15 protein-coding genes are annotated in these 21,647 nt (G+C 41.7%); 10 read left to right on the top strand and 5 right to left on the bottom strand.

Features of this window, described 5'->3' with window-relative positions; translation table 11 throughout:
- Window positions 1-46: 46 nt before the first annotated feature.
- From gyrB to dnaA, 4 genes are all read right to left on the bottom strand, one after another.
- Entirely contained in the window at window positions 47-2,632 is a 2,586-nt protein-coding gene (gene gyrB, locus JMW39_RS06845; protein WP_201545707.1) for a DNA topoisomerase (ATP-hydrolyzing) subunit B, read from the bottom strand.
- Between the two features lie 608 nt (window positions 2,633-3,240).
- Window positions 3,241-4,491, bottom strand: coding sequence for a DNA replication/repair protein RecF (recF, locus tag JMW39_RS06840; protein WP_201545083.1), 1,251 nt, complete (start codon window positions 4,489-4,491; stop codon window positions 3,241-3,243).
- Between the two features lie 78 nt (window positions 4,492-4,569).
- Window positions 4,570-5,745, bottom strand: a complete 1,176-nt coding sequence (gene dnaN, locus JMW39_RS06835; protein WP_201545081.1) for a DNA polymerase III subunit beta — start codon at window positions 5,743-5,745, stop codon at window positions 4,570-4,572.
- Window positions 5,746-5,951: 206 nt separating this feature from the next.
- Complete coding sequence (gene dnaA, locus JMW39_RS06830) at window positions 5,952-7,397, bottom strand: chromosomal replication initiator protein DnaA (protein ID WP_201545079.1); 1,446 nt, start codon at window positions 7,395-7,397, stop codon at window positions 5,952-5,954.
- A 637-nt stretch (window positions 7,398-8,034) separates the two neighbouring features.
- On the opposite strand from dnaA, the gene rpmH reads away from it, so the two are divergent.
- The 8 genes from rpmH to JMW39_RS06790 all read left to right on the top strand — a co-directional run bounded on the left by rpmH (window position 8,035) and on the right by JMW39_RS06790 (window position 15,575).
- Window positions 8,035-8,169 carry a 50S ribosomal protein L34 gene (gene rpmH / locus JMW39_RS06825; RefSeq protein WP_007394757.1) on the top strand — a complete coding sequence of 45 codons (135 nt, stop codon included), beginning with the start codon at window positions 8,035-8,037 and terminating at the stop codon, window positions 8,167-8,169.
- Window positions 8,170-8,369: 200 nt separating this feature from the next.
- On the top strand, window positions 8,370-8,741 hold the full coding sequence (gene rnpA / locus JMW39_RS06820) for a ribonuclease P protein component (protein WP_201545078.1): 372 nt from the start codon (window positions 8,370-8,372) through the stop codon (window positions 8,739-8,741).
- A gap of 1 nt (window position 8,742) precedes the next feature.
- Window positions 8,743-9,117 carry a membrane protein insertion efficiency factor YidD gene (yidD, locus tag JMW39_RS06815; RefSeq protein ID WP_201545076.1) on the top strand — a complete coding sequence of 125 codons (375 nt, stop codon included), beginning with the start codon at window positions 8,743-8,745 and terminating at the stop codon, window positions 9,115-9,117.
- 216 nt (window positions 9,118-9,333) lie between these two features.
- Window positions 9,334-11,016 (top strand): membrane protein insertase YidC, encoded by a 1,683-nt coding sequence (yidC, locus tag JMW39_RS06810; protein WP_201545075.1) that lies wholly within the window; start codon window positions 9,334-9,336, stop codon window positions 11,014-11,016.
- 208 nt (window positions 11,017-11,224) lie between these two features.
- A complete protein-coding gene (gene mnmE, locus JMW39_RS06805; RefSeq protein WP_201545704.1) occupies window positions 11,225-12,670 on the top strand; it encodes a tRNA uridine-5-carboxymethylaminomethyl(34) synthesis GTPase MnmE in 1,446 nt (481 codons plus the stop codon).
- A 113-nt stretch (window positions 12,671-12,783) separates the two neighbouring features.
- A complete protein-coding gene (gene nrdR / locus JMW39_RS06800; protein WP_149490272.1) occupies window positions 12,784-13,242 on the top strand; it encodes a transcriptional regulator NrdR in 459 nt (152 codons plus the stop codon).
- Window positions 13,243-13,367: 125 nt separating this feature from the next.
- Window positions 13,368-14,423: a bifunctional diaminohydroxyphosphoribosylaminopyrimidine deaminase/5-amino-6-(5-phosphoribosylamino)uracil reductase RibD gene (gene ribD / locus JMW39_RS06795; RefSeq protein WP_201545074.1), complete on the top strand. Its 1,056-nt coding sequence runs from the start codon at window positions 13,368-13,370 to the stop codon at window positions 14,421-14,423.
- A 477-nt stretch (window positions 14,424-14,900) separates the two neighbouring features.
- On the top strand, window positions 14,901-15,575 hold the full coding sequence (locus tag JMW39_RS06790) for a riboflavin synthase (RefSeq protein ID WP_201545073.1): 675 nt from the start codon (window positions 14,901-14,903) through the stop codon (window positions 15,573-15,575).
- 86 nt (window positions 15,576-15,661) lie between these two features.
- Here JMW39_RS06790 and JMW39_RS06785 read toward each other — a convergent pair whose 3' ends face one another.
- The gene (locus JMW39_RS06785) at window positions 15,662-18,631 is read right to left on the bottom strand and encodes a response regulator (RefSeq protein WP_201545072.1); all 2,970 of its coding nucleotides are present in this window, start codon (window positions 18,629-18,631) and stop codon (window positions 15,662-15,664) included.
- Between the two features lie 233 nt (window positions 18,632-18,864).
- Between JMW39_RS06785 and fmt the strand changes: the two genes are divergently transcribed.
- Both fmt and JMW39_RS06775 read left to right on the top strand, forming a co-directional pair.
- Entirely contained in the window at window positions 18,865-19,971 is a 1,107-nt protein-coding gene (gene fmt, locus JMW39_RS06780; RefSeq protein ID WP_201545071.1) for a methionyl-tRNA formyltransferase, read from the top strand.
- Window positions 19,972-20,056: 85 nt separating this feature from the next.
- Entirely contained in the window at window positions 20,057-21,628 is a 1,572-nt protein-coding gene (locus JMW39_RS06775; RefSeq protein ID WP_201545069.1) for a transcription antitermination factor NusB, read from the top strand.
- Window positions 21,629-21,647 lie beyond the last annotated feature (19 nt).

Here is a 21,647-nt window from a genome sequence, read left to right as displayed (position 1 = left end):
GTATTTTTATTAACTAATAGTCATTAAGCAACTTTTTATAGCCAATTTAGATATCTAAATTAGATACTGTTAATGCATTCTCTTCGATGAAAATACGACGTGGCTCGACATGATCGCCCATTAAGCAGGTAAACATATGGTCAGCAGCAATCGCATCTTCAATCGTCACGCGTAACATACGACGGTTTTCAGGATCCATCGTGGTATCCCACAGCTGATCAGCGTTCATCTCACCCAGACCTTTATAGCGCTGAATCGCCAAACCACGACGCGCATCAAGCATCATTTGCTGCCACAGATAATCAAAGTCGCGTACTGGGATGTCTTTGGTCGTACCTACGGTTGCTTCACGGCGGATAAAGGCATCTTCTGCAAGTAATGTATTCCATTCAGCTGATAAGCGCAGCAGCTTGGTATACTCGCCTGAATTGATAAAGCTAGCATCTAGCAGATAATGATGCGCCAGTTGATGCACATAAACGATAATACGTGGCAACCATTGGGCTTTAGCAGACTGAACTTCACCGTCATTATCTAACGCCGCGCCCGCTTCAGACTCGATGACAGGTCTCATACCCAATAAATCAGCAGCAGCAGCATCCATATTTTTTGGTTGCGGCGCATGGATATTGATCAGTTCAATCTCAGGATTTAAATCACTACCGAAGTGCTCAAGCTGCGTTTGTAATGATGCTTTCCACGCTTCCATCGCTGACTTATCATAGGTCATATCGGTGCTGAGCTTTGGCGTATGCGTCAGCGCATCCAATAACACCGCTGGATAACGAATCTGCAAACGAGCTTTGATAAGCTGGGTTTGGTTATAGTCGTTTAACAATGTTTCTAGCGCTTGACCCGTAATAGCAGGCGCATCAGCACTGATATGCAGCCTAGTATTATCAATCGTTGATGATAATAAATACGCTTTAAGGGCTTCATCATCTTTTAAATACAACTCTTGACGACCTTTTTTCACCTTATAAAGTGGCGGCTGAGCGATATAAATATAACCACGCTCAATCAACTCAGGCGTTTGACGGAAGAAGAAGGTTAACAGCAACGTACGAATGTGCGAGCCATCAACGTCCGCATCGGTCATGATAATGATTTTATGATAGCGTACTTTGTCAGGATTATATTCATCCGGACCAATACCGCAACCGAGCGCCGTAATCAAGTTACCCACTTCAGCAGAAGACAGCATTTTGTCAAAACGAGCACGCTCGACGTTAAGAATCTTACCTTTTAACGGCAAAATTGCTTGGGTTTTACGGCTACGACCTTGCTTTGCTGAACCACCTGCAGAGTCACCTTCCACAATATAAAGCTCTGACAATGCGGGATCTTTTTCTTGGCAATCTGCCAATTTACCCGGTAAACCTGCGATGTCTAACGTGGTCTTACGGCGCGTCATCTCGCGGGCTTTACGCGCCGCATCACGGGCACGGGCAGCATCAATAATCTTACTAGCGATTGCTTTACCAGTACTTGGATTTTCTAACAGATAATCGTTAAACTTATCATGCATCGCTGACTCAACAGCAGATTTTACTTCGCTCGAAACCAGCTTATCTTTGGTCTGGCTTGAAAACTTAGGATCAGGCACTTTCACAGAAACAATCGCCGTCAAACCTTCACGCGCATCATCACCAGTCGCGACCACTTTTTCTTTTTTGAATAAGTTTTCGCGGTCCATATAACTGTTTAAAACGCGTGTCAGCGCCGAACGGAAGCCAGATAAATGCGTGCCACCATCGCGCTGCGGGATATTATTGGTAAAGCACAATACTTTTTCATTATAAGTATCTGTCCACTGTAGCGCCACTTCGACACTGATGCCGTCATCTTGCTCACTGACAAAATGAAAGACATCATTGATGCCATCTTTACCGGCATTAATATAGCTGACAAATTCTGATAAGCCGCCTTTATGTTCGAACTCATGACGCTTATCGATACGCTCATCGGTCAAAACAATGCGCACACCCGAGTTTAAGAAAGACAGCTCACGTAGACGTTTAGCTAAAATATCGTACTCAAAGATAGTGCCGGTAAAGACATCATGACTTGGGTAAAAACGGATTTGGGTACCGGTTTTATTCGTCGCTTCCATCTGCTGAATATCGCCGTCTGGTACGCCATCGGTATAAGTTTGATGATAATGATAGCCTTCACGCCAGATATTCATCTCAAGCTTTTTAGATAAGGCGTTAACAACAGAAACACCGACGCCATGTAGACCGCCTGATACCTTATAACTGTTGTCATCAAACTTACCACCGGCGTGCAGGACGGTCATAATAACCTGTGCTGCCGACACCCCTTCTTCTGGATGGATATCCACAGGGACACCACGACCGTTATCCATGACACTGACAGACTCGTCTTCATGGATAATAATGTCAATTTGGTCACAATGACCAGCCAACGCCTCATCAATCGAGTTATCCACCACCTCAAAGACCATATGGTGCAAGCCGGTACCATCGTCAGTATCACCGATATACATACCAGGACGTACGCGCACTGCTTCTAACCCGCGCAATACACGAATATCTTTGGAGCTATAATCAGAGGGTAATCCTTGAGGGACGACAGCGGGTGCAATAGTATCTAGAGCATTGTCTGGCATCAGTTGCTCGTGGTCGGTAGGTAATGAATCACTCATGTGCATTCCTTAATCTAGCCATCGTCAGCTATTTGTCATCAGTTCACCACGGCGGCAATACTGAATGACGTTATCTTAGATTTAACGTTTAGGGTTAAAATATTTAGTTATAGTATTCGCTAAAACGTTATCAGATGTTGTTTAAAGGATTATAAAACAGGATTAAAAAATCAGCTCTAAACATAGTCTGCTTTTCAATCACCGTTTTTAATATTCGCTGTTATTTCATTTTACCTATCGTTAAAGACTAGTAAAATTAAGCATATATTTATCAAACACTTAGGTACTTATAAGCGTTAAGAAAACCTTAAACAATACTGATAAAAACTTGTAAGATAACTTGCTGAGAATAGGACAAAAATAAAGCTCTATTTTAGCATTTTTTCACCGCTAAGTCACTGTTTACTGACAGTTTTATCGATATTGAGCAAGTATTTTGGGATGGTCATTACTTTGCTAAAAAGATAAGCAGAATAATGATAATTGAGGGGGGATATAAGTAACATATGCTAAGAATTAAGCGCAAATTCAGCTGATATTGGTCATTGGAAATGACTTTTATAAATTGTTGTTCATAAAAGTGTCACACTTCCTTGTTTCACATGAAACATCTTATGATCTGACCAATATCGATGCACCAACGGTAAAATCTCTTCGGTTAAGCTGGTCATAAATACCTGACATGGCAGCTGCGCTAACGTCGATAATAAAATATCTATCGCCCTATCATCTAGCTCTGCTGTAATATCATCGAGCAGAACCACTGGGGTGGCTCTCGATTTGGTATGGCTGTTTGGCACAGTAACACCATTACTGTCTTTTCCTATAGCAAGCGCGGTCTTTTCGTCATTAAGCAATAACGGCAATTGTGATAAGCGTAGAGCGGTAATTAACAATTTTTTCTCACCGCGAGACAACACATTGGCCGCTTGTTCTTTTAAAATTGGTAGTTTGGTATTGATGTCTGTGTTTGCGGTGGGATTTGAACTAGGATCGTTTGTATCGTCACTTGCCGTTTGTGCTGCCTCGCTGGAGCGCCAATGCACATGAATATCAGCACGGTGGTTACCAATACGGGTATAACCCAGTTGCAAATCTTGCTCTAAACGCTCGTTAAGCTGCACCTCAAGCGCCAAACTGGTGTCATAGCCAGCATTATAGCTCAAGCTTAATTGCTCAGCGTATGTAGGCAATAATTGCGCGATACTCTCAGCAAAGTAAGGCTGCCATTCTGTAAAGATACGTTCACGGTAATGATGAATAAGCGCAGCATGATTACTAAGCCCTTTATCCCATGATTTTAGCTCCGCAAGCTGAACCTGCGTCAGATGGCGGCTTTTTTTTAGCAAACTATTGCGCTGTTTTAATAGGCGTTGGTAGGCTATCCACTGTGGATGAAAGCCCTGTTTCATGTGAAACACTAGCCAATCTAATAGCTGACGGCGACTGGCACTACCCTGCTCCAACATATCCATCGTCGATGGATCTATCAGTAGCGTGGGTAACTGTTCAGTTAAGATGCTTTGGTTATAAACCGTGGTTTGATTTAGACGTAGAACCGTCGTCGCATCGGCTTGTTTTTGGATAGCCAAGGTACTGCTATCATTGAGCCTAGCATGCACCGTTGCATATTTTTGATGATGCTGAATATAGCGTTTAGGCTGATGATGACGAAAACTTTTACCTCTTGAAAGCAAAAATATCGCTTCAAGTAAGGAGGTTTTACCACTGCCATTTGCACCAATAATAACGTTGCAAGCAGCAGATTGTAGATTCACTTGGGTTAGATTACGCAGGTGTGAAATTTGTAGACGTTCAATCATAACAGTGACAGCCGCCTATATTACGCCCACTATCTAGCAAGCAAAAGTCCATTAATTAGTATTTATTATAATATCAAACTATATACGCATTGGCATAATGACATACTGGTGGAACTCATCGTTGAGCTGATTGACCAGTACTGAGGCATTTGATTGGCTCATATGCATCTGTAAATCACCTTGAATCACACCTAAGACATCTTGCAGATACGCGGCATTAAATGACAGCTCCATCGGCTCGCCTTGATACTTCGCTTGTATCATCTCAACTGCTTCGTCTTGCTCAGCGTTATTGGCACGTACTTCTACCATACCATCACTGGCAAAGTTAAATACCACGCCGCGAGATTTCTCATTACTTAAAATCGATACACGGCGCAGCACATCAGTCATTTTTTCTTGGTTAAACAACGCCAATTTATCGGTATTGCTTGGCATAACGCGGCGATAATCAGGGAATTTACCGTCAATGAGACGTGCGGTAAAGGTCACCATTAAGTTATCACTCACCTGCCCTGCACTATCCACATCACCAAACGGCAAGCTAACTTGCAAGAATTCACGACCAAAGCTTAGTGTAACTGCATTGTCTTTATCACCTAACATCTTGCCAAGCTCAGAAGCTAAGCGCTCAAGCTCAATTACAGCTTTACGTGGTAAAATCGCCTGCATATTTAAATCTGCGCTAACGTCAATAACGCTACGTGCTAACGCTAATCGGTGGCCGTCGGTTGCCACCGTGGTCAACTGTTGCTGTGAAACATCAAACAACATACCTGTTAGATAATAACGGACATCTTGGATAGCCATCGCAAATTGGGTTTTATGAATCAAGTCGGTTAAACGGCTACGACTAATGGTCAAAGGCGTGATATTTTCAGGATTACCAAGGCTTGGATAATCTTCGCTAGGTAATGTCCCTAAAGTAAAACGACTTTTGCCACTGGTCAACAAGCAACGCTCATTTTCTTGAGTGGTAAGATTGACTTGCGCTTGCGACGGCAGTGATTTACAAATATCTTTAAGTTTGGTCGCAGGTAACGTCGTTGTACCGGCTTCAATACAAGCACCGGCAGGCAATTTCAACGTCGATGTCAGCTCTACTTCTAAATCAGAGGCAGTCAAAATCAGCGCTGATTCAGACAACTGTAGCTTAATATTACCCAGAATAACCATATTGTGGCGCTTATCAGCAGCCTTGGCGATCAAGTTAATAGCTTTTAGTAACGACTCTCGATTAATCGATAATTGCATGCTTAGTTACTCTTGTTTATTAGTTGCTCTTATTAAAAGGGTTTTTTATGTGGTCTTAGATTATATGATTTTAAATTATACGGTCTTAAAGTGATTGCTCAATAATACCCTGTCTACTAATGATAATCCATACAGCTTATGTCTGCTGATAATCTAATTATTATAAACCATGACGGCTCATAACAACATCGTCACACCACAAGCTGTTAACCTGCTTGCAGCATCAAAGCTAAGGTTTTGTAATCCTTATCAAACGCCGGATCGGCAGCGCGTAGCTCATTTACTTTATCACAAGCATGCATCACTGTCGTATGGTCGCGACCACCAAATGACTGCCCAATCTCAGGAAAACTATCACTGGTTAGCTCGCGTGACAATGCCATTGCAATTTGACGCGGTCTTGCGATACTGCGCGTACGCTTTCGTCCCATCATATCTTTGATCGTAATATCGTAATATTCAGCAACTACTTTACGAATATTATCCATATTTACCGCTTGTACGCGCATCGCAACAATGTCTTTTAGCGCATATTGCACCATCTCAAGCGTAATGGGCGCGCCGGTTAGATTGGCATTTGCAAATACTTGATTTAGCGCACCTTCTAAACGTCTGACGTTAGAAACCACATTTTGAGCAATAAATAAGGCACATTCTTTAGGAAGACTCATTCCATATGATGCGGCTTTTCTTTGTAATATTTGCACTCGTGTATCAATCTCAGGAGGATCAACCGCAACCGTTAAACCCCACGAAAAGCGCGATCTAAAACGTTCATCAAACTCAGTCATTTGTGATGGATGACGATCTGATGCCAAAATCAATTGTTTGTCACCGCTGGTAAAGTCTGCAAACAAAGTCAAAAACTCATTACTACTTTTTGTCTTTCCTGCTAATACATGAATATCATCTACAATTAATAAATCTACTTTTTTTATTTTCTTTTTAAAATCTTCAATTTTATTATTTCTTAATGAATAAACCAATTGATTAATAAATTTTTCAGAAGTGAAATAATAAAAGCTTAGATTATTTTTTAAATAGCGATGCGCTACAGAATGCATTAAATGCGTTTTTCCCAAACCAGAAGGTCCATATATAAATAAAGGATTGTGCCGATTTTTTGATTGGCGCTTTCCAAGCTCATAACAAGCCTTGTAAGCCAGATTATTAGACTTACCAGTAACAAAGGTCTCAAAGGTAAAATCAGGATTTAGATAGCTTAATGATTTGGCATCGGCAGACTCAATCAGTTCTGCATGACGCATATTGGCATCAATATCGGCTCTAGCAATATTATTATGCGTGGTTTGGAAATTGTGATCTGCAGGGGAAGGGGAGGGTCTATCGTCTTCAAACAACGAGCCTAACTGTGATTGATTGATGTCATCTATGTCACGACCAGCATTATCAACACGTACAATAACCTCTTCGATACTACCTTGGCTATGTTTAGTGACTAGCTGCTGGATATCTTGCAAATGATTCTTTTTGATATAGGTTACAAAGTAATCATTAGGAGCAAGAATAATCAAGCTATTGGCTTCTTGATGCGCGGATAATGGTCTCAACCACATCGTAAAGACGTTGTCTTTAACGTGATAACGTAAGTCATTTAGGCATTTATCCCAAATAGTTGCTGTATCAATCATGAAAAATACTAACCCCATAGTCCAAAATAATTGGTCAAAAAACAACTTTTTTTATTGTGAAAACCACTGAATTTTTACCCGTAGAGCTTCTCGTTTCTCAACTAAAAGTCTCTACGGTGAGATTACTTAAAATCATACACCAGCTAGGGGGCTAATCTAACACAAACAGCCTGTGGATAACACCTTGTTTTTTGTGGATAAGACTGTGGATAGTTTTGTGGATAAGTAAATAACATGAGTTATCCATATTTCACCCACAGGTTATCCACAACCTTACCCATAGTCTAGTTTTTTGATATTAAAGAGAAAAATAGACTTAACCACAGATAATACCGCTCCCAACAACAACAATATCTATATATATTAATAATTAATTATTATAGAGACCGACACAAACTGTGGATAACTTCCATCACTCAAAAACTAAAATAGATTTTCTAAGAAGTTAAATAGAGCTAGTAGCTATCAATATTCTTAACACCAAACAAGTAAGTATGAAGAATTTAAAAAAGAATTTTATCTGTTATAAAATGCATCTGTAAAAACATGGGGTCAATTAGTTGATTGACCAAAATACTGTGTAGTGGTATAATCCTTCGCTATTACGAATTTAGTCCATTATTTTGATAGGTGAGTTATGAAACGTACATTCCAACCAAGCGTGATCAAGCGTAAACGTACTCACGGTTTCCGTGCTCGTATGGCAACTAAAAAAGGCCGTCAGGTCTTAGCTCGTCGCCGCGCTAAAGGACGTCATCGCCTTACTGTATAATCAGTAGATTGCGATAAGCATGGCTGTTAGTGCTTGTTGTGTATCTATTATTTATAGATTGCGATCGTCAATCATCACAACTGACACTTAGCCATATATTAAAAGCGCCCACATCGGCGCTTTTTTTGTCTCTATAATTTACCTTCGTTTCTACGCTATTATTTCTGCTAATATTATTAGCTCCTATACTAGGTTGTACTATGTCTAATACTGTTTCAGCCCTACCTAATGCTCGCTTTACCAAAGCGCAGCGCCTACTCACGCCTACTGCCTTCCGTGAGGTATTTGATGCACCTGAGCGTAAGCTTCATCAGAGCCATCTAATGGCGTTTGTACGTACCAATACTCATGAGCAACCTCGAGTCGGTATGGCGATTACTAAACGTAAAGTACCTACTGCTGTTGCACGAAATTTAATCAAACGTCAAGTACGTGAGCAGTTTCGCGTAAAAGCTAGTAACTTAGAAAACAAAGATATTGTTTTCATTGTCAAAAAATCTATAAAAGATTTAAGTACTAAAGAATTGATTAATGAAATTAATAATATTTTTAAAAAAATAGAAAAAAAATAGAATGAAATATTTATTGAAAATAATAAATAATTTTTTTTATATTTTATTTTATTATTTTATTGTTTTCTATCAAAAGATAATTAGTCCTATTTTACCTGCTCGATGTCGTTATTATCCAACGTGCTCAAATTATGGTAAACAAGCTTTAGCATGGCATGGGGTTTGGTCAGGTAGTTGGCTGTTATTAAAACGTATTAGCAGTTGTCATCCGTTAGGCGGACATGGCGTTGATTTTGTGCCATTACCTTTATCTTCTTATTATTATCAATATTTACCCCCTATCGTACTTGCTAGCGTCAAAGCCCAAGGTTTATGCGTTTTTAGAGATACGACAAGCTATGTTTCTCGCCTAAATCAGTTGATGAAATTGACTTGAGTTTTGTTACGCACTGGGCAGTTGTGGATATCTATGGAGTTACCCACAAGTTATCCACACTCTTGGTATCATTTAGAGTGGTTTTTTAGTAAAATGATGAACATTTTATGTAATTGACTGCTGATATTACCGCTGAGAACAGGGGTTGATACTGTGTGGTGGTCATGACACATGCATGATTTTTCATTCCCTAATTTTTTAATCTAGGAAAGGTTTATGCAAAAGATATTTCGGGTGATGATCATCATTGCGATGCTAATCACCGCTTATCTGCTGATTTTGGCATGGCGAGATGATTATGCCGATGCGCCAGCTGTAGACACGGTGCCAAAAACTGCAACCTCGGTAGGAGCTGATATTCCTTCTACGGTTGGTGCAGCAGGTGATATTCCAACACAGACATTGCCAGTCGATTCCGGTACTGTAACAGCGACACCTGCTGAAAATACAGGCCTAATCACGGTCACGACTGATCGCTATGACATCAAAATCAATCCAGAAGGCGGTGATATCGTTTACGCTGCGCTAAAGCAGTATGATGCGACGCTCGATAGCGATAAGCCTTTTGTCTTGCTAGAAAATAACAGCAATCGCGTTTACGTGGCTCAGTCGGGTCTGATTGGTCAAAACGGTATCGATACCGCAGAAGGTCGCGCCACCTACAGTCACACGGCTAACAACTATGTGATGGAAAAGGGTCAGCAAACCTTGTCCGTACCGCTTACTTATCAAAAAGACGGTGTGACGGTTACTAAAACCTTTACCTTCACTCAAGATAAGTATCCGATTGATATTAGCTATCAAATCCAAAACGCTTCTGCCAATGCATGGCAAGGGCAGATGTTTGCGCAGTTAAAGCGTGACGATAGTAAAGATCCTGGGATGTCTGATAAAGGCGCGCTAAGCATGGCGACGTATTTGGGCGGCGCTTGGGGCACACCTGACGATCCTTATAATAAGCTGAAGTTTGGTAAGTTTAATGATGGTGAGTTGACCACTAGCAGTGATAAAGGTTGGGTGGGCATCGTACAGCATTACTTCGTTTCTGCTTGGACGCCTGAAAACTTTACCGGTAAGTTCTTTAGCCGTGAAACAGGTAATGATTACTTTATTGGCTTTAACAGCCAGCCTATTAATGTGGCGCCAAACAAGCAAATTACCTTAAAAGCAACCTTGTATGCCGGTCCAAAGGTTCAGTCTGAGCTAAAAGAAGTTGCGGTAGGACTGAACCAAACCGTCGATTATGGATTGCTATGGCCAATATCAAAGATATTGTTTGCGATTTTGGATGGTATTCATAAAGTCATCGGCAACTGGGGTTGGTCAATTATTCTGTTGACGCTACTGGTTAAAATCGCTTTGATGTGGGTTTCTAATAAAAGCTACTACTCAATGGCGAAGATGCGTGCAATCGCCCCAAGGCTTGCTATATTAAAAGAAGAGCACGGCGACGATCGTATGAAAATGTCGCAAGAAATGATGGCTATCTATAAAGAAGAGAAAGTTAATCCGATGGCGGGTTGCTTACCTATCTTAATGCAAATGCCGATTTTCTTAGCGCTATATTGGGTATTGGTTGAAAGTGTTGAGCTACGTCATGCGCCTTGGATCCTATGGATTCGAGATTTATCAGCGATGGATCCGTGGTTCATTTTACCATTGCTCATGGGTGCGTCGATGTTTGTGCAACAGCAGCTAAACCCGCAGCCAGCTGATCCAATGCAAGCGAAAGTGATGAAATTTTTACCGATTATTTTCACCGCGTTTATGTTGTTCTTCCCAGCAGGTTTGGTTTTATACTGGACCGTGAATAACTTATTCAGTATGACGCAGCAGTACTTAATCAACCGTAAAGTTGAAGAAGAGCAAAAACGTCGTACTGTTAAAGTTCTAGATTAAATAGCTTTTAAATTGATAAAAAACCATTGCTACGGCGGTGGTTTTTTTATGTACTAAATTTTAGTATTTTCTTCCATTAATGACTGAAAAAAACCGACATATTCTAATTTTGCTAAAAACAGCTTATTGAAGTTTGTTTTGTCAGTGTGCGTCAAGCCGTCTATAATGGGGTTTTTGCTTATTGAGAGTGATTGTGGATTCTTTAGAGATGGCACTAGCCGCTGATAATTTAGATGAGTCACCTAAAAATTCTAATTTATCTAGCCTTCCGACTATCGCGGCGATTGCAACACCGCTTGGGCGTGGTGGCGTTGGTGTTATTCGTCTATCGGGCGCACGTGCCTATGATATTGCCTGTCAGCTTACTGGTAAGTCGGCTTTCACGCCGCGTATGGCCAGTTTTTGCCGTTTTTATCAGGCTGATGGCACGACTATTGATGAAGGTTTGGTGCTGTACTTTAAAGGTCCGCACTCGTTCACTGGCGAAGATGTGATTGAGCTGCAAGGCCATGGTGGCATGATTTTGCAAAATCAGCTGCTAGCACGGGTGTTTGAATTGGGCGCAAAACAAGCGGGTGCAGGAGAGTTTTCTTACCGTGCTTTTGATAATGATAAATTGGATTTGGTGCAAGCAGAAGCCATCGCTGACGCGATTGATGCCACCAGCGCCGCCGCTGCCAGTAGTGCGATTCGCTCACTTAGCGGTGAGTTTTCGCAAAAAATTAATCAGTTATTAGAGCAGTTGATTCATCTGCGCTTACACGTTGAAGCAGCGATTGATTTCCCCGATGAAGAAGACGTTGATTTTTTATCTGATGGGGTTATTCAAGATAAGCTTGAGCAAACACAAGCCAAAATACAGCAAGTGCTAGCGACCGCCAAGCAAGGTCAGCTATTACGCGACGGCATTCATGTGGTGCTTGCTGGTAGACCAAATGCTGGTAAATCAAGCTTGCTGAATCGTCTGGCAGGGCAAGAGCGTGCTATCGTTACCGATGTGGCTGGGACAACGCGCGATACCCTGCAAGAAACCGTGGTGCTAAATGGCTTGACGCTGCATTTAACCGATACGGCAGGTCTGCGCGAGACTGAAGATACGGTCGAGCGTATCGGTATTGAACGTGCTCGTACGGCTATCACACAGGCTGATATACTGCTGATGGTCTATGATGTAACTCGTGACCTTGAAAGTGACAGCACACCGCTACAGCTCGCTGAGCAGCTATTCGGTGAGTTGCCAGAAGCCAAGCGCTTACTGATTATTGCCAATAAAAGCGATTTATTAAACGATAATAGCAGCAAAGAAATAACGTCTATTTCGCAAGCTGAAATAAAAAATCGTGGTTACGAACAGGTCAATGTTTCATGTGAAACAGGCGCAGGGATTGATGACTTAGTCGAAAGCTTATGTGCTAAAGTAGGTTTTCATCCGCCAGAAAACAGCTTAATCGCCCGTACACGTCATCTAGATGCGCTAAGACGTACCGCTGATTCGTTAGCAGAGGCGCATGAGCAGCTCACGGTATTTAAAGCGGGAGAGTTGGTCGCAGAAAGCTTACGCCAAGCGCAGCACAGTTTGGGTGAGATTACCGGTGAATTTAGCGCTGATGATTTATTAGGTAAGATTTTTGGTAGTTTTTGTATTGGTAAATAATGAGCAAAAGGCTCTTTAAATATTGGATTGCCTGATAAGAAATATCAGTTTTTAGAAAATTTATTTTTATCAATAATTATGTGTGCCTTCATTATTAAACTAAGGAAAAGCGTATGCATTGCCCATATTGTAATGCGTCAGATACTAAGGTTATCGACTCACGGCTGGCTGCTGAAGGCGCACAAGTACGCCGTCGCCGTTCATGCAATAGCTGTCAGGAACGCTTTACAACCTTTGAGGTGGTAGAAGTAGTGATGCCGCGTATTATCAAATCGAGTGGCAAAATCGAACCTTACGATAATGATAAACTGCGTCGCTCGATCTTGTTACCCTTACAAAAACGTCCGATTACTATTGATGAACAAGAAGCGATGATTAGCCGTATTGAAAAGCGCGTACGACAAATGGGTGAGCGCGAGGTGAGCAGTAAAGTGTTGGGCGAAATTATCATGAGCGAGCTTAAAACGCTCGATGATGTCGCTTATGTGCGCTTTGCCAGTGTCTATCGAGACTTTCAAGATATCGACGCCTTTCATCAAGAAATTGCTAACATCCGCCCAAACGAAAAATAGACTGATTTAAATATTAATCAGTCGAGAAATTTGACTAAATATTGAATAACTTTCTTAATTCAAACTTTCTGGAACTATTAAATATTTATAAAAACCATTTTCCAAACTCTATTAAGTACGCCTTTATGCCGAACTCGAATCACTCTCAAGATGCCAAAGACCGCTATTTTATGATGCTTGCCATTGAGCAGGCCAAGCGTGGTTTGTATACGACACGCCCCAATCCAGCAGTAGGTTGTGTGATTGTGCAAGTAGACGAGGTAGTCGGTCGAGGGTTTCATCCTAAAGCAGGGCAGCCACATGCTGAGGTTTTTGCCCTAAAAGATGCTGGTGCGCGAGCTATTGGCGCAACTGCTTATGTGACTTTAGAGCCTTGCAGTCATACTGGACGTACACCTCCTTGCGCACGAGCGCTTATTGAAGTTGGAGTAAAACGTGTCGTCATCGCCGGTCTCGATCCCAATCCACAAGTGGCTGGTCGCGGTGTGAAACTGTTAGAAGAAGCGGGCATAGCCGTAACCGTTGGCGTGTTAACTGCGCAAGCAGAGGCATTAAATAAAGGCTTTTTAAAGGCGATGCGCAGCCAAATGCCTTATGTCAGACTTAAAATTGCCACCAGTCTTGACGGTCGTACGGCGATGGCGTCTGGAGAGTCGAAATGGATTACCGGCGCTGCTGCGCGTGAAGATGTACAGAAACTGCGTGCGCAAAGTGGCGCTATCATTACGGGCAGTGAAACTGTCATCGTTGATAATCCGCAATTAAATGTACGCTCTAGTCAGTTAGGTGTCGCACCTGAGGAAGTTCCAACACCTAAAATAGTAATACTAGATAGGCGAGGGCGACTAAAATACGATTTGCAATCTGACTATCAGTTATGCACTCAAGCAGATACGCTATATTGGCGTGAAGAGAGTTTAATCGAATTATTAAAAATTTTAATGCGTGACTATCAATGCTATGAGGTGTTGGTAGAGGCAGGGGCAAGCATAGCAGGTAGTTTTTTACAACAGCAGCTAGTAGATGAGCTCATTGTTTATCAAGCACCTTGCTTATTAGGTACGCAAGCACGGCCTATGGTTGCTATCAATCCATTATTGTTAGCGCAGCAGCTACGTTTTGATATTCACTGTCATGAGCAATTGGGCGCTGACCTTAAGCTTACCTTATACCCTTTATAAATCTTCTAACAGATACTCTTGTTTTTCAACGTTTTATCCACAAGATTAGAACTACCCACAAGATATGTGGATAAATATAATGATTTAATTAAGGTTTCACATGAAACTGTGTATAACTCTGTTTCACATGAAACTTATAAGGAATTATTATAATGGTTATTTATAATAAATCATTTAAAATCAGATACTTATATTTAGGATTTTAACTCGGTTAATAATTAGCAAGAAATAGACTTACTGTGGATAACTATTTAAATACTAAGGTTTTAACCACGCCATGTCTTGAATTATCCTTAGTTATCCACAACTTATCCTATAATTATTCTTATTTCTTCTAAGCGTAGAATAAATGTCATAACCATTATAAAGTCTAACAGTTGCCATTATTGACAGATTGATTGATGGGTTTAGAAAAGACAACAGACTCAAATAATATACTCTGCCTTTAACGGCAATAAAAAATGAAAAGAGGTTGATATGTTTACCGGAATTATAGAAAGCGTTGGAAAAGTAAAATCTATGCAGCCGACTGGCGGTGATATCCGTCTGACGATAGAATCTGATGGTTTGGATTTTAGTGATGTAAAACTGGGAGATTCGATTGCTTCTAATGGCATCTGTTTGACCGTGGTCGAATTTGGCAGTAATTATTACTCTGTTGATGTTTCACGTGAAACGATTTCTCGTACTGCTTTAGCGGAATTAAAGCCGGGTTATATTGTGAATTTAGAAAAAGCCATGCTACCGACCACGCGCTTTGGTGGGCATATCGTCGCCGGTCACGTCGATGGCGTAGGCGTGGTCAGTAAGCTGCAAAAAGATGCGCGCTCACTTTATATCGAAATTGAGATACCACACGAGTTGGCGCATTATACGGCGACCAAAGGTTCTATCACCCTTGATGGCATCAGCTTGACCACCAATTTAGTACGTGACAATATCGTTTCCCTGAATATTATTCCGCATACCGCGCAAGTGACCAATATAGCGCAGCATTGGTTGGTAGGCGATAAAGTCAATGTGGAAGTGGATATCGTGGCGCGTTATTTAGAGCGACTATTGAATAAATCACAAGCGGATAGCTCAAATATAAGCAGTCCACAGAGCAAGATTACTGAGGCATTTTTGGCAGATAATGGTTTTATGAAGTAGCGGCTAAAGTCTAAAGTCATGTCTATATTTATGCTGCTGGACGGTAATGCTGCCCTGAAAAGGTGGGTGATTTTTGTAAAAGCTCATTAGCTTTTAATAAACGTTTGCAAAATCTCTTGTAGTTTAAGTTTATTAATAGGCTTGGCTAAAAACTCATTCATGCCGACTTGCAAGCAGGCGGCGCGATCTTCTTCGGTATTATTTGCCGTCAATGCCACGATAGGAATATCATCACCTTGCGCGCGAATCGCTTGGGTTGCTTGTAGTCCATCCATCACTGGCATCCGGCAGTCCATCAAAATAAGCGCAATTTCTTGGCGCTGCTCTTTTAATTTATCTAGCGCTTGCTGCCCATCTTCTGCGACCACACTACGATAGCCGATTTTTTCCAAAATTTTGCAGGCTATTTTTTGGTTGGTTAAACTGTCTTCTACTACTAAAATCAATGGCGCTAGAGTTTCGCTGTTAGATTCATTTACAGCTGCGCCTAATTGGCTAGTATTTTCTTGGCTGTTCTCTTTAGTGTCCTCTTTGGTATTATCTTGAATATTTTCTGGTTGTATTAGGGTTTTTCTGACGGGCAACGTCAAACGCAATAATTCAGAGAGTAACAATGCCACATCGATTGGTTTGTTTAAAAAGCCATCACATCTATCTAACAATATAGACGGAATGCGCCGTTCAGCTTTCATGCTAACTAATATCTTTGGCAATGAAGCATTAGCCAGTAAGATGTTTAAAGCTTGTTGTCTATCAATATCTACGCGTGCTTTCTTTTCTAATTCTTCTAATTCATTTTCAGCTTTTATATTTTTATCGTCAGCGATTATTTGAGGCGATAATGTGAGCGTGATTCCTTCATAATATTCATAATCTAGTAGCAAAATAGGAGCAAGTCTCTGCTCATCTTGCGTCAATTTATCGTTTATTTTCTGTAGCGCTGTTCTGTCTATAAAGGTCGAAATAGTGGCTGGTATAGATAAGTAAGCACACAAATCGCGCAGATGTTTAGCACGTAGTGGTTGCTTGATTACCGCAAGCAGATGAATCTGGCTTAGGTGTGGATTAAGATGGTAAATTGGCTGATAATTTGGACGCTTGCACGGTAGGTAAAGATTAAAAGTACTGCCTTTAGTCACCGTACTTTTTATTTCAATAAAACCACCTAATAAGCGCGCAAAACTATTGGCGTTATTTAACCCAAGCCCTTTCTCAGTCGTATATCTTTGCATGTAGTTAACGTTTTGACTTCTACTTGGATTATTGACTTGATGGCTGTTTTGGCTGTTATTATTGTTCTGATTGAGATAAGTCAGTAACTGATGCTGCTTTGCTATATCGATGCCTATACCGCTATCTTGTATACTAAACCGAACCCAGTCGTGTGCTGCATGACTGCTATTGTCTTTATTGATATCAGTGATATCAGTAATTTTAGAAATATTAGGGTCTTTATTAATGTCTATCAACGTTCTATTTTTAGTGGTTAACACTTCTGCGTTACTTACCGTTTCAATGGTTAATGCCACATAACCAGAATTGGTAAATTTAACCGCATTGTCTAATAGATTGTGCAAGATTTGCTGCAGGCGCTTATGGTCGGTATCGATACAACGCGGATTGTCTGGTGTAAAGAAATAAAGTAACTCTAAGCCTTGCTGCCTAGTTCTATCTATGAGTGACTGACTGACCTCTTGCCCAAGTTTATAAATATCGACTGCTTTAATATTTAAGCGTGTTTTGCGTACTTCTATCTCACCGATATCTAGCATATCGTTCAGCATAGTAAGCATCGAATGACTGGTCTGAATTAAGGTGTTTAAAATCTCATTTTGAGCAACTGTTAAAGTTTTGGGGTCAATCGGCTCTAAGGTGTCAATCATTGCCTCTAACGGCAGGCGTAAATCGTGACCCATGGTTGATTTAAGCGTATTAAAATCATCAAGTTGGCGTTGTAGGTGCTGATTTTGTTGTTGTAATTGCTCGCTTTGATTGACCAACTCATGGATATTATTTAGTAGCACTGTAAAGCCATGTACTTGTCCATGCTCGCCAAACCACGGGGTAATATGCAACTGATAAGCTTTTTTATTATGCAATCCATAAACCAGCAGCGTGCGCGTGACCCGCAAATCTGCCAGTTTTTGTAGCAGTGACTGGGTAGCCTTATCTTCAGCAAAGACAAAGTCGGTCAATTGATAATGGCTATCGCTTTTAAAAGGCGTTGCAAATACTTGCTCAAAACGCTGATTAAAAAAGCTGATTTGACCGTGTCTCATAATCATTAGCATCGGCAGCGGGGCATGATCAACCAAACGCTCTAGACGGTGTTTTAGCGTGGTAATGTGTCGATGGTTATGATGCAACTGATAGCTGATACGGCTGAGCGCGTGCCCCAAGCGCAAAAACTCAGCCGTGGTTCTCTTTTCAATAAACGGCGGCGTGATGTAAGCATCTTTGGCATGGCTACTTAACTCATCGGTATAAATGAGCAGTTGTTGCCAATTGGCACTGCGCTTTAGCGTATATAGTAATGCTAGGGTGAAAAACATAATGGCTATCATCAAAGGTAGCCAATAGCGATACGATATCCAATTAATATCAAGCGGCTCATGACGCAATATCGTGTAAATTTTATGACCACTTTTAAGCTCAATGGTGCCGACCAAATTACGATTGCTCAGCGTATAGGCACTATAGTGATTATTATTAGAAGGTAGTGCGGTGATGACATTGGGAAAGGTTATACCGGCAAATTCCCGTTCATTAGGGCGGGTATGACGGTGAATATACGTCTGTCCAGACGGCTTCATAAAAATTAGCTGATAGCTGATATCTTTTAAAAAAGGCTTTTCCAATATCTTTTTAATCTCAGCATTCGTAGGGTTAGTAAGTCCAGTAACCTCGTACTCTAATGAAGAAAAGCTCTCTATACTGTGCTGCTCTTTATGCTGCCTCATCTCATAAAACATGGTGCCGTAATACACCGTCAACATCGCCAATAATGTCAGTGTATAAAAAATCAGCAAGCGTTGTAGAGATTGAAATTGTTGCATAAAAGCATGACCCTAAATCGACCGTAAGTCGGAGTGATGGTGCATCGTAAAATAATGATAAATCTGACAGATTTTCTGGCTATACTTTATGTGATAGATAAATAGCTGAGCTTACTTACTATTATAGAGATAAAACGCCTCATTAGTAGCGCATGATTGCTGCTATTACAATCATGGCACAACACCACAAACTCACCTATAATAGGCAAATTAACCATAAATAATGCCTGACTATGACCACACTTGCAGCACAAACTGATGTATCTACTGACGCCACTCAACCTCAGCAAAGCGCCGTAATCGCAGTACCGACTGTCGCTAAGCCACTCAGAGTGGTCTTTGCTGGTACGCCTGAGTTTGCTGCGGTTAGCCTTGAAGCGCTTATCAAGCAGCAATCAGCGCTTAATATAGATATCGTTGCCGTTTATACGCAGCCTGACCGTAAGGCCGGACGTGGACAAAAGCTGGCCGCGTCGGCGGTCAAGCAAGTGGCATTGGCAAATGATATTATAGTGGAACAACCTGCTACCTTTAAAAAATCTAGCACAGAAGGGTTGGCGGCGCGCGAGACCCTGCGTAGTTATCAGCCCGATGTGATGATTGTCGCCGCTTATGGCTTGATTCTGCCGATTGGTGTATTGACCACGCCGACGCTAGGCTGCCTAAATATTCATGCCTCACTACTGCCACGCTGGCGCGGTGCAGCACCTATTCACCGCGCGCTATTGGCGGGTGATAGCGAGACGGGCATTACCATTATGCAAATGGATAAAGGCTTGGATACGGGCGATATGATTTATAAAGTCAGCGCACCTATTGAGTCTGATGATACGGCTGCTAGCCTACATGATAAGATGGCGACACTTGGCGCAACAGCCATTAACACAGTCTTAAAGGACTTGGCGCACTATCAAGCGCAGGCGCTAGCTCAAGATGACAGCCAAGCAAACTATGCCGAAAAACTTATCAAAACCGAAGGCGAAATTGATTGGACGCAATCCGCTACTGAGATTGAACGACAAATTCGTGGACTGACGCCATGGCCTGGTGCTTATACTTTTTTAGCAGGGCAGCGTGTCAAGATTTTAGCCAGCTTGCCTGTGAATGCATCGCAGCCAACTGATAAACCCGCAGGCACAGTTATCAGCGTTGGACGCAAGGCAATTTTAGTGGCTTGTGGTCATGACAGTAATACTGATAATGGTGTTGAAAAACTGCAAGCCACTACTTTAGCTATTACTCAGCTACAGTTCGCAGGTAGCAAGCCGGTGAGCGCCGAGCAAGTTTGCCATGGTAATCAGCTAAACGATGGTGACAAATTTACTCATGAATCAAAATAATTCAATTACGCTTACTCTACTTTAATAATAAGCAATCCAACTTTTATCAGACGCTCTCGACCAGACGTCAAGGAAATTCAATTTAATGAGACAAACCAGCAGCGCGCCAAGAAACAATAAGCTCAAACCGTCAAGCAACCTTATCATGAATGGTAGCGTTCGCGTTCGCGTTATTCGCACTTTACTGGCGATTCAGAATGGTCAGTCGCTAGCGAGCGTCCTTGATCCGCTATTAAACAGTTTGCATGATGGGGATAAAGGTTTTGCTCATGCGCTATTGTTGACGACGTTACGCCAGTGGTATGCCCTTGAGCGCTTACTCGATAGTCTGGCTGATAACCCGATTGATGAGAAAGAAGTACGTACGACTATTCAAGTAGGTCTAACGCAGCTGCTCTATTTGCAAGTGGCTGACCATGCGGCGATTCATGAAACGGTTGAAGCGGCAAAAGAAATTGAGTTTGCGCATGCGACGGGTTTAATCAACGCCATTTTGCGTAAAGTTGCTAAGAACCCAAGTAAGTTTCGTAAGAAGTGTGATAAAAAACACAGCTTACCGAATTGGCTTGCCTATCAGCTTAAGCAAGATTGGAGTGAGCAGTATGACGACCTGATGCAGGGTTTACGTCAACCTGCGCCGATGTTTTTGCGCGTGAATACAGTGATTACCTCGATAGAGGATTATCAGCAAGCATTGGTGGAATTTGAAGTTGAGGCGGACTTGGTTGAGCTAACGAGTGGTTCACAACTCGAAAACTCGTCGGATACAGCCACATCTAATAGTATATTAACCAAAGGGCTAAGATTACATCAAACTACCGCAGTCAATGCCTTACCTCAATTCGCTGAAGGAGCTGCTAGTGTACAAGATATGCATGCCCAGCTTGCCGCGCCGCTTATTCATAACGCTCTACTCAATAAGCTGAGTGTTAAAAACGATGAGGCAGATGTCGATACAGACACGAATAACAACGAGATCCGCATTTTAGATGCTTGTGCAGCGCCGGGTGGTAAGCTTGCTCATTGGTTAGAATTAATCAGCTCAAATGAGTCGTCGTTGTTTCACGTGAAACGAAACGATGAATCAGTACCTGCGGTTTCAAAAGTTAAGATTACTGCGATAGATAATGAAGCGCCGCGTATCGAGCGTATTCATACTAATTTACAGCGCTTGAATTTAAGTCAGCACGACTTGCAGCAAGCTGAGAAAAATATTGAGCTTAATATTGTCTGTGCTGACGCAACGACATGGCAAGGCGCTGGTAAGAAAAAGAGCAAGCTCGTATTTGACGCTATATTGCTAGATTCACCTTGTACGGCGACTGGCGTGATTCGTCGTCATCCTGATATCAGTATCTTGCGTACCGAAGAAGACGTTGAGCAAACGGCACTCTTACAAGCCGATATTTTGCATAATCTATGGCCACAGCTTAAGGTTGGCGGTTATCTGCTATATGTCACTTGCTCTATTTTAAAGCAAGAGAACGTCGAGCAGATGCAAGATTTTATGACTTACTATAATAATGTAGCAGCTGTTGAATTTAGTGACGATTGCAGTTGGGGTATCGAACAAGCGATCGGTCGCCAGTGTTTACCCATAGATAGCGAGAGCGGCGATGGTTTTTATTATGCCTTGCTGCAAAAAACTGCTGAATAAACTGTTTTAATTAATCATC

The organism is Psychrobacter immobilis (genome assembly GCF_904846175.1).
In the GTDB taxonomy this organism is placed as follows: domain Bacteria; phylum Pseudomonadota; class Gammaproteobacteria; order Pseudomonadales; family Moraxellaceae; genus Psychrobacter; species Psychrobacter immobilis_E.
This window is presented reverse-complemented; position numbering and strand designations above follow the sequence as displayed.